Annotated in this window: 7 protein-coding genes; 2 read left to right on the top strand and 5 right to left on the bottom strand. The window is 58.9% G+C overall.

Translation table 11 applies throughout. The features are described 5' to 3' along the window. Together EOB36_RS13055 and cysD are read right to left on the bottom strand one after the other, a co-directional pair. A partial coding sequence (locus EOB36_RS13055) for a GTP-binding protein (protein ID WP_245467782.1) occupies window positions 1–376 on the bottom strand: 376 nt, incomplete at its 3' end. 2 nt (window positions 377–378) lie between these two features. Then, window positions 379–1,284 carry a sulfate adenylyltransferase subunit CysD gene (gene cysD, locus EOB36_RS13050; RefSeq protein ID WP_095486105.1) on the bottom strand — a complete coding sequence of 302 codons (906 nt, stop codon included), beginning with the start codon at window positions 1,282–1,284 and terminating at the stop codon, window positions 379–381. Window positions 1,285–1,898: 614 nt separating this feature from the next. On the opposite strand from cysD, the gene EOB36_RS13045 reads away from it, so the two are divergent. Both EOB36_RS13045 and EOB36_RS13040 read left to right on the top strand, forming a co-directional pair. Next, a complete protein-coding gene (locus EOB36_RS13045; protein ID WP_128284992.1) occupies window positions 1,899–3,086 on the top strand; it encodes an O-antigen ligase in 1,188 nt (395 codons plus the stop codon). A gap of 17 nt (window positions 3,087–3,103) precedes the next feature. Beyond that, on the top strand, window positions 3,104–4,051 hold the full coding sequence (locus EOB36_RS13040; protein WP_128284990.1) for an NAD-dependent epimerase/dehydratase family protein: 948 nt from the start codon (window positions 3,104–3,106) through the stop codon (window positions 4,049–4,051). Here the strand turns inward: EOB36_RS13040 and EOB36_RS13035 are convergent. The 3 genes from EOB36_RS13035 to EOB36_RS13025 all read right to left on the bottom strand — a co-directional run bounded on the left by EOB36_RS13035 (window position 4,039) and on the right by EOB36_RS13025 (window position 7,562). Next, entirely contained in the window at window positions 4,039–4,578 is a 540-nt protein-coding gene (locus tag EOB36_RS13035) for a sugar transferase (protein WP_095486218.1), read from the bottom strand. The genes EOB36_RS13040 and EOB36_RS13035 overlap by 13 nt on opposite strands. A 9-nt stretch (window positions 4,579–4,587) precedes the next feature. Then, the gene (locus EOB36_RS13030) at window positions 4,588–5,520 is read right to left on the bottom strand and encodes a glycosyltransferase family 2 protein (RefSeq protein WP_128284989.1); all 933 of its coding nucleotides are present in this window, start codon (window positions 5,518–5,520) and stop codon (window positions 4,588–4,590) included. 80 nt (window positions 5,521–5,600) lie between these two features. Then, complete coding sequence (locus tag EOB36_RS13025; RefSeq protein ID WP_128284988.1) at window positions 5,601–7,562, bottom strand: nucleoside-diphosphate sugar epimerase/dehydratase; 1,962 nt, start codon at window positions 7,560–7,562, stop codon at window positions 5,601–5,603. Window positions 7,563–7,704 lie beyond the last annotated feature (142 nt).

Raw genomic sequence — 7,704 nt, 5'->3', positions numbered from 1 at the left:
TCGCCATGTTGCGCGTGTATTGTTCGTGGCCGGGCGTGTCGGCGACGATGAATTTGCGCTTCGGCGTGGCGAAAAAGCGATAGGCGACATCGATTGTGATGCCCTGCTCGCGCTCCGCCTCTAGGCCATCGACCAGCAGCGCGAAATCGACGTCGTCGCCCGTCGTCCCGTGCTTGCGCGAATCACGCTCAAGCGCGGCAAGCTGGTCCTCGAAAATCTGCTTGGTGTCCGAAAGCAGACGCCCGATCAGCGTCGACTTGCCGTCGTCCACGGAACCGCAGGTCAGGAAGCGCAGCAGCGACTTTCGTTCCTGCACCGCAAGATAGTCACGAATGCCGTCGGTGGAGGCGAGGCTCTTGGCCATGATGTGGCGCATGCTCAGAAGTACCCCTCGCGCTTCTTCTTTTCCATCGAGCCCGCTTCATCCCGGTCGATCAAGCGGCCCTGGCGCTCTGACGTGCGCGCGGTGAGCATTTCGCCGACGATGGCCTCCAGCGTATCGGCGTCCGATTCGATCGCGCCGGTCAGCGGATAGCAGCCAAGCGTGCGGAAGCGCACCAGCCGGTTGTCCACTGTCTCGCCGGGGCGCAATACCATGCGGTCGTCATCCCTCAGAATGAGCATGCCGTCACGTTCGACGACCGGCCGCTCCTTGGCGAAATAGAGCGGCACGATCGGGATGTCTTCCTGGAGAATGTACTGCCAGATATCGAGTTCGGTCCAGTTCGACAATGGAAAGACCCGGATCGATTCGCCGGTCGCGATGCGGGTGTTGAATATCTTCCACATCTCCGGCCGCTGATTCTTCGGATCCCAGACGTGCTGGGCGTTGCGGAAGGAGAATATCCGCTCTTTGGCGCGCGACTTCTCCTCGTCGCGGCGGGCACCGCCAAAGGCTGCATCGAAGCCGTACTTGTCGAGCGCCTGCCGCAGCGCCACGGTTTTCATCACATGGGTGTGGGTGTTCGAGCCATGATCGAAGGGATTGATCTTGTCGCGCACACCATCTTCGTTGACGTGGACCAGGAGATCGAAGCCGAGCTTTTGCGCCATCTGATCGCGAAAAGCGATCATTTCGCGGAATTTCCAGGTCGTGTCGACGTGGAGAAAGGGAAACGGCGGTTTGGCGGGATAAAACGCCTTCATCGCAAGGTGCATCAGCACGGAGGAATCCTTGCCGACCGAGTAGAGCATGACCGGCTTGGCGAACGCCGCCGCAACCTCGCGAAAGATATGGATGGATTCAGCCTCGAGCCGCTGAAGGTGCGTAAGCGCGATGTTCATGGACTGTGAGCGTTCTCTCGTGCCATCCAGACCTTGCATCGATGCATCGGGCGCAGTTCGCAGCTACCCGGTTCAAGCTTCATTTCTGGACAATGTTTTTTTCGTTTTTTCGTGCAGGCGTTCTAGCAGATCGCCAATGTCTATAACAATGCAAGACAAGCCTGCCCTAGAGTGGTTCGGGAATGAATTTTCCACGCTGGGGCCAGATCTCGGAAATTCCTGCTCAATGGGCTAAGGGACCTAGTGGCCCAAGAAAAATATTCGCGGGGGCGAGATCAACGTCAACTCGGGCTATCCTCTCCTGCGGTCACGAGTGGTGGATTAAGCCGCACTCTCGATTTTGATGGCAGGCCCGGCCCTGCCGTACTATCGAAAACCATGATCAGCCGCTATACCGGCTCCTGAATGAGCCACCGCGCGTAGCGCATGGGCATGAAATCTTGAAGATCATTGCACCAGCCACGGTCAAGTTAAATCCTCATCTCAAAAGATCCCGAAGAATGCGAATTATACCCTTGGACCGGCTTTCATCGATAAAACAACAATTCACACCGGCACGGGTCAATATCTACTTTTCCATTCTTTGCTTCTTTTCTCCCTCCGTTTTGGGATCGGTGGTTAGTTTTGCATTCAATGGCGGCGGCCTGTGGTCGACCCTACTCATTGCACTGAAGAGACGGCGCTTCAATGTCGATCGGCCCATGGCCGCCCTCACCGTCGCGATCTATGCCTTTTGCGGCGCCGTTGTCCTCGCCTCCATCGTCAACAACTCGATTGCGAGGGATGCGACGCATCTTGTACCGTTGATCACCTTCCTGTTTTTCCCCTTCTCATATTCGGTCTGGAGCATTTCGCAGAAAACCACCCTTGCCCGCGTCATCATACTGAGCAGCATGGCCGCTTGCTTCGGCGCATTGCTGCTGACGGCCATCCAGTACTATTGGCTCGGCATGCCGAGGGTTGAAGGTGGTGCTGGAAATCCGATCGTGTTCGCGACGGTCACCTGCCTTAGTGTTTTGGTATGCATGGCTGGCGCTTTGTCGGGAATCGAAAAGGCCAGGAGCCTTCTCGCCTGCGCGGCGCTGGCCGGAACAATCGCCATCCTCTACTCCGGTTCGCGTATCATCTGGCTGGCGATGCTGATTGCAGGCATAGCCGTGCTGCTGATCAATCGGCAGAAGCTAAGGGGCAAGTACGTCCTTCGTCTGTTGTTGATACTGGGCTTGGCCGGCCTCGCGATCGCTGCCTTTGGATTCCAAACAATATTGGAGCGGGCCGAGTTCCTCCGTTCCGACTGGGAGGCGCTCACGGCGCATGGCAACTACGGCACCGCCTTGGGATTTCGCGTTGCTATGTGGCAAATTGGCCTCGACGCATTTCGCGAAATGCCGCTTTTCGGACATGGGGTGGGCGCGACGCCACTGCTGATAAAACAGGGATTTCTTGACCAATTCGGCATGGATAAAGGCTTCGGCCACTTCCACAACGGCTTTCTGACCGCACTGGTGGAAGCCGGAATCGTGGGAGCTGTCGCGCTGGCGGCCATCCTTATCGTTGCCGCTAAAAATGCTGCCACAGTGCTGCGCATCAGTGCCGATCCGGTCGAGCGGTTCGGCGCCACCATGATCGTCATTGTGGTGATCACCTATCTCTCAGGCGGAATGGTGGGCATTCTTATCGGTCATGATATTCTGGATTCGGTGCTGATGATCTTCCTGGTGTCGGGGACATATCTTGCATCGGGGCGCCATATGCCGCTGGCGGACGAACAAGCGCTTCCTGCGACATCGGCCGCCGAGTAGTAGCTTCGAGCAATGCAATGAAAATGTTGGTCACAGGCGCGACAGGGTTCATCGGGCGCCTTGTCGTGCAACTCCTCCGAGAGGCGCAGTTCGAAATCCGGATCGCCTCCCGGCACCCGGAAAAGCTCGGTTCGGGAAGTGACATCCTCCTGCTGCCGAATTTCGACGCGCCTGCCGAGGCCTTTGCGACGATCCTGAAAGACGTCACGCATGTCGTCCACTGCGCTGGGTTGAACAACGATCGTGGCAATCCAACCGAAGCCGATTACCTGAAAGCCAATGCCGAATTGACCGGGCAGCTCGCGCGCGCCGCGGCTGCACAGGCCAACGGACGCTTTATTTACCTGTCTTCGACCCGGGCTGTGGTCGGCGCCGGCTTCAGCGGGAGGCTCGACGAAGAGACTATCCCTGCCCCGCAATGCGCCTATGGGCGTTCGAAACGCGAAGGCGAGATCAGGGTCCTGGACGCTTATGCATCGTCCGGCCGCTCCGATGCCGCAATGCTGCGCCTGCCGCCGGTCTACGGATCTGGCATGAAGGGAAATCTGGCGACACTGATGCGCTTGGCCGACACCGCCTTGCCGCTGCCCGCAGCGGCCCTGGCGGGCGTCCGCTCGCTGATATCCTCCGAGGCAGCGGCCCGGGCGGTTTTTCACCTGTTGACCCATTCGATCCCGCTTCGCCCCGTCTATATCGCCAGCGATATACGGCCAATCCCGGTCGCCGCCATCATCGAAGCCTTTCGACAAGGCTTTGGGCGGCCGAAACGCCTGGTTGCGGCCCCTGCCGGCCTGATACGGCCGGTCGCATCGTTGCTGGGCAAACGCAAATTTTGGGACAGCCTGACCGCAACGCAGATATGCGATCCGTCCCTGCTCATTTCGGAGGGCTGGCTGCCGGAAACCGATACGATCGAGCGACTGACCGCAATAGCGCGGCTAAGCAGACTTGCTCAGGTCCGATAGATCGTTCCAAGCAGAATCCTGACATCGAGGCCGAACGACGCCGCCTCGAGATAAGCGGCATCGGTTTCGGCACAGAGCATCGGGACCGACATGTCGATGCCTCGAATCTGAGCCAAGCCGGTTATGCCCGGAAGCATGGATGACACGCCCAACTGCTTGCGACGCTCGATCAGCTCCGTTTGTGTGGGCAAGCATGGACGTGGCCCGACCAGGCTCATTTCCCCCTTAAGGACGTTCCAGAGCTGCGGCAATTCATCAAGCTTGAACCGCCGCAAGACTTTTCCGACCACTGTAACCGAACTTGCCGGCGCCTCGTGCGAGGGCAAGGACGGCGTCCCCAGATACATCGTTCTCAGCTTGTGGCAGCGAAAAAGCCCGCCGTTGCGGCCTACCCTCGTCTGGGAAAAGATTGCAGGCCCGGGTGACGATAGCCGAATAGCCAGGATGGCAAGCAACAGGATAGGCGACGTGATCAGCAGCAGCAGGGCCGCCAGCACGAGGTCGAAGGTCCGCTTCGCTGCCCCCATGAACATGCATTAAATCCGGCCGGAGATGATTGCCAAATAGAGCCCGAAGGTTCCAAAAGGCGTCTGCCGATAGACGCCGCTTTGGCGCAGATAGCTCAGGCGACGGAAGATATTGCCCTTTCGCGCCAGGATGAACAAGCCTAGGCACGCAGCCGCGTCTGTCGTGAGAAGATCACGATTGGCGGCCAGACCACTGAGATTCTCATCCGTCCAATTGGCAAATCCGCCTTTCAGCAGATGTGCGAGCCGGGAAAATCTCGCCCTCCACGAAACGTTGGCCCCGACCAAATTTGCCCCATGCTGGCGGTAGCGCACCAGAGGCCGCGGATCATACCGAACGATGCCGCCTGCAGCCGTTACGATGAGGTAGGCCCACCAATCGTGACTGACAAATCGGGTCTTTGACGACGCCTTGGCCAGCAGGTCGCGTGCCGCGCCGTTGATCATGATGGTGTTGCCGCCGGCAATGCTTTGCACGAGAGCGTTGCGGAAGGACGGCGGCCGTTGGAACAGAGGCGAGCAGCCGATCACGCTTCCGGTTTCGGTCATGGTTGCGGTTCTGGAGCAGAACATAGCCGGGATTTCTGCGTCCAGCGTCCGCATCCAGCGGACAGCGCTTTCCAACCTGTCCGGCTCCCAAATGTCGTCCTGGTCGCAAAAGGCATAGTAGTCCGCCTCGATCCGCGGATCGACGATCATTGATCGAAAATTGGCAGCGAAACCCTGGCGGGGGCCGTCCACCAAGGTCAGCCGACCCTTGTGCCAGCGGGGTCTCCAGGCGCCGATGAGGGCGGTCGTGCCGTCGGTCGAACCATCATCGGAAATCCACAGATCGACGGGGGAATGCGACTGCGCGAGGAGAGAGCCGAGCTGTTCTTCGATGAAAGCCGCGCCGTCCTTCGTGCCCATCAGTATGGCAACGCGCTGATCTTGTTTGCTCACGATTGTGGTGTCATCTGCAAATGCCCGGGAACGGCCATCGGATTTTTTCCCATCATCCAATCACAACCGCCCGAAGGGTCCTATCCTGCATGTCCAATTCTTTTCGGACCTGTTGGCCGACGTGCGTCACCCGGGGATCTTTCTGCTTGATGGAGCCCTTCCAGCACGGCAAGCGCCGAGCCCTTGTCCTGGCTCTTCATCGCTGTCCGCAGCGCCGTAAGCGCGGTCTCGACCCGCGGCCAGTCGACAACATCCGTCCTGAGGCCAAAAACCTTGGAGGTGCTGAGCTCAACGACTTCTTCATCTTCGCCGTGAAGCGTTTCATGAAGTTTCTCGCCTGGCCTTATCCCGGTGAACCGGATTGGGATATCCGTGTAGGGGCTCTTTCCAGCCATGCGGATCATCGTCTCGGCTACTTCAACTATGGACACCGGCTTACCCATATCGAGCATATAGACGGCATAGTCGTCCCTGCCCTGTCGCGACGCCGCATCGGCTGCCGACATGATGACGAGGTCGACGGCTTCGGCCACCGTCATGAAATAGCGCGTCATGCGCCGATCCGTAATGGTGACAGGCCCTCCAGCCTCGATCTGCGCCTGGAATATGGTCGCCACTGATCCATTGCTGCCAAAAACGTTGCCGAACCGGACGGCAATGAACTTGGTGCCGGAATGATGCCCCCCCGGTTGATACCCGTTTGGTTGGACCGCATGGCTTTCATGCAAGGCGCTCACGATCTGCTCGGCTGCTCGTTTTGTCATGCCAAGCACAGATGTCGGATCCACCGCCTTGTCACTCGAGACAAGCACGAATTGCGGAACCCCGCATTTGGCGGCTACCTCTGCACAGACAAGCGTTCCGAAAACATTGGTCTGGATCGCCGCATCCCAGTTTTCCTCGAGCAGGGGGACGTGCTTGAGCGCGGCGGCATGAAAGATGATGCAGGGTTTGAATTCGCTTATGACACGCGTCATTTGCCGCCGGTCCGCCACATCGACTATGCGGGCCTTGAGACGATCGTGGTCTTTCTCGTCGATATATTGGCTCAACTGGAAAATGCCGAACTCGGAGAGATCGGCGACCAGGACCGCCTCGGCGCCCAGTTCCAGCGACCGCCTGACCAGAGTTCGCCCGATGGAGCCGGCGCCGCCTGTCACCAGGACGCGCTTGCCGCGGACAAAAGTGCCGATACGCTCGATATCGGAAGGCACCGCTGGACGGCGCAGGATCGTTTCCATCTCGACGGCATCGAGAACCAGCTTTCCTCCCTGCCCCAGTTCGGAAAACCCCGAGAATTGCACAACGGCTATGCCACTATGCCGGGCGACACGAACCAGCTCCGAATACTCCTCGATCTCCCGCCCGGCACCATTTCCGAAAATCAGCAGGTCGAGGCTTTTCGTGCCCCTTGTGTAGTCCTCCAGGAATTCCGTCAAACGGGGGCGGACTGCAACCACCGGAACCCCTTGAATCCGGGTGCCCAACGGCGCGTCGTTCTCGATCGCCATGACCCCTGCGATGGAATAGTCCCCAGGCTGCGCCGTGCGCGTAAAGCGAATGATCAGATCGGCCTCGCCGAGCCGGCCGACGAACAGGGCTTGCTTCGTCAATCCCTTGTCGGCGGCCCTGTTCAGGATACGCCAGCTCGCTCCGTCACGAAGAAAGCGGTAGAAGAGCCGAGGCGCCGATATGATCGTGAAGGACACGAGGAAGAAGACGATGAACTGGCGCTCGTTGATGCCCGTCACCGGCTTGAAGAAACGAAACGACAGTGAGGCGCAATAGAGCGCGACGGTCAAAATCGCGCAGCTCTTCAGGATGTTGAAAAAGTCCGGCGTCGAAGCGAAGCGCCAGACCGTGTTGTAGAGGCCGCAATATCTGAACAGCAAATGGCTGGAAACGACGATGCACGCCCAGGTGGTCAGGCCAGCATAGGAGAACGCTTCGAACGAAAGGTTGGAACGCGACAGAACTAGACTAAGCGCGACCGCGACCAGAACCATGACGGCGTCCTGGATCATGATAAAAAAACGCCGCATGTCCGGCCGAAGTCCGAATACGGCTTCTAAGTATGAATTCATTGCGCGGCACTACACTCCAGGGATCGAGGACTGGCTGCCAGTGTGATACGGGCAAATTCGCCGCCGATCACGTTGGCCTGTCGTGCCAATCACCAGCCGC

The organism is Mesorhizobium sp. M6A.T.Cr.TU.017.01.1.1, from assembly GCF_004023115.1.
In the GTDB taxonomy this organism is placed as follows: domain Bacteria; phylum Pseudomonadota; class Alphaproteobacteria; order Rhizobiales; family Rhizobiaceae; genus Mesorhizobium; species Mesorhizobium mediterraneum.
The sequence above is the reverse complement of the archived record's forward strand: the minus strand, read 5'-3'. Positions and strand labels throughout refer to the sequence as shown.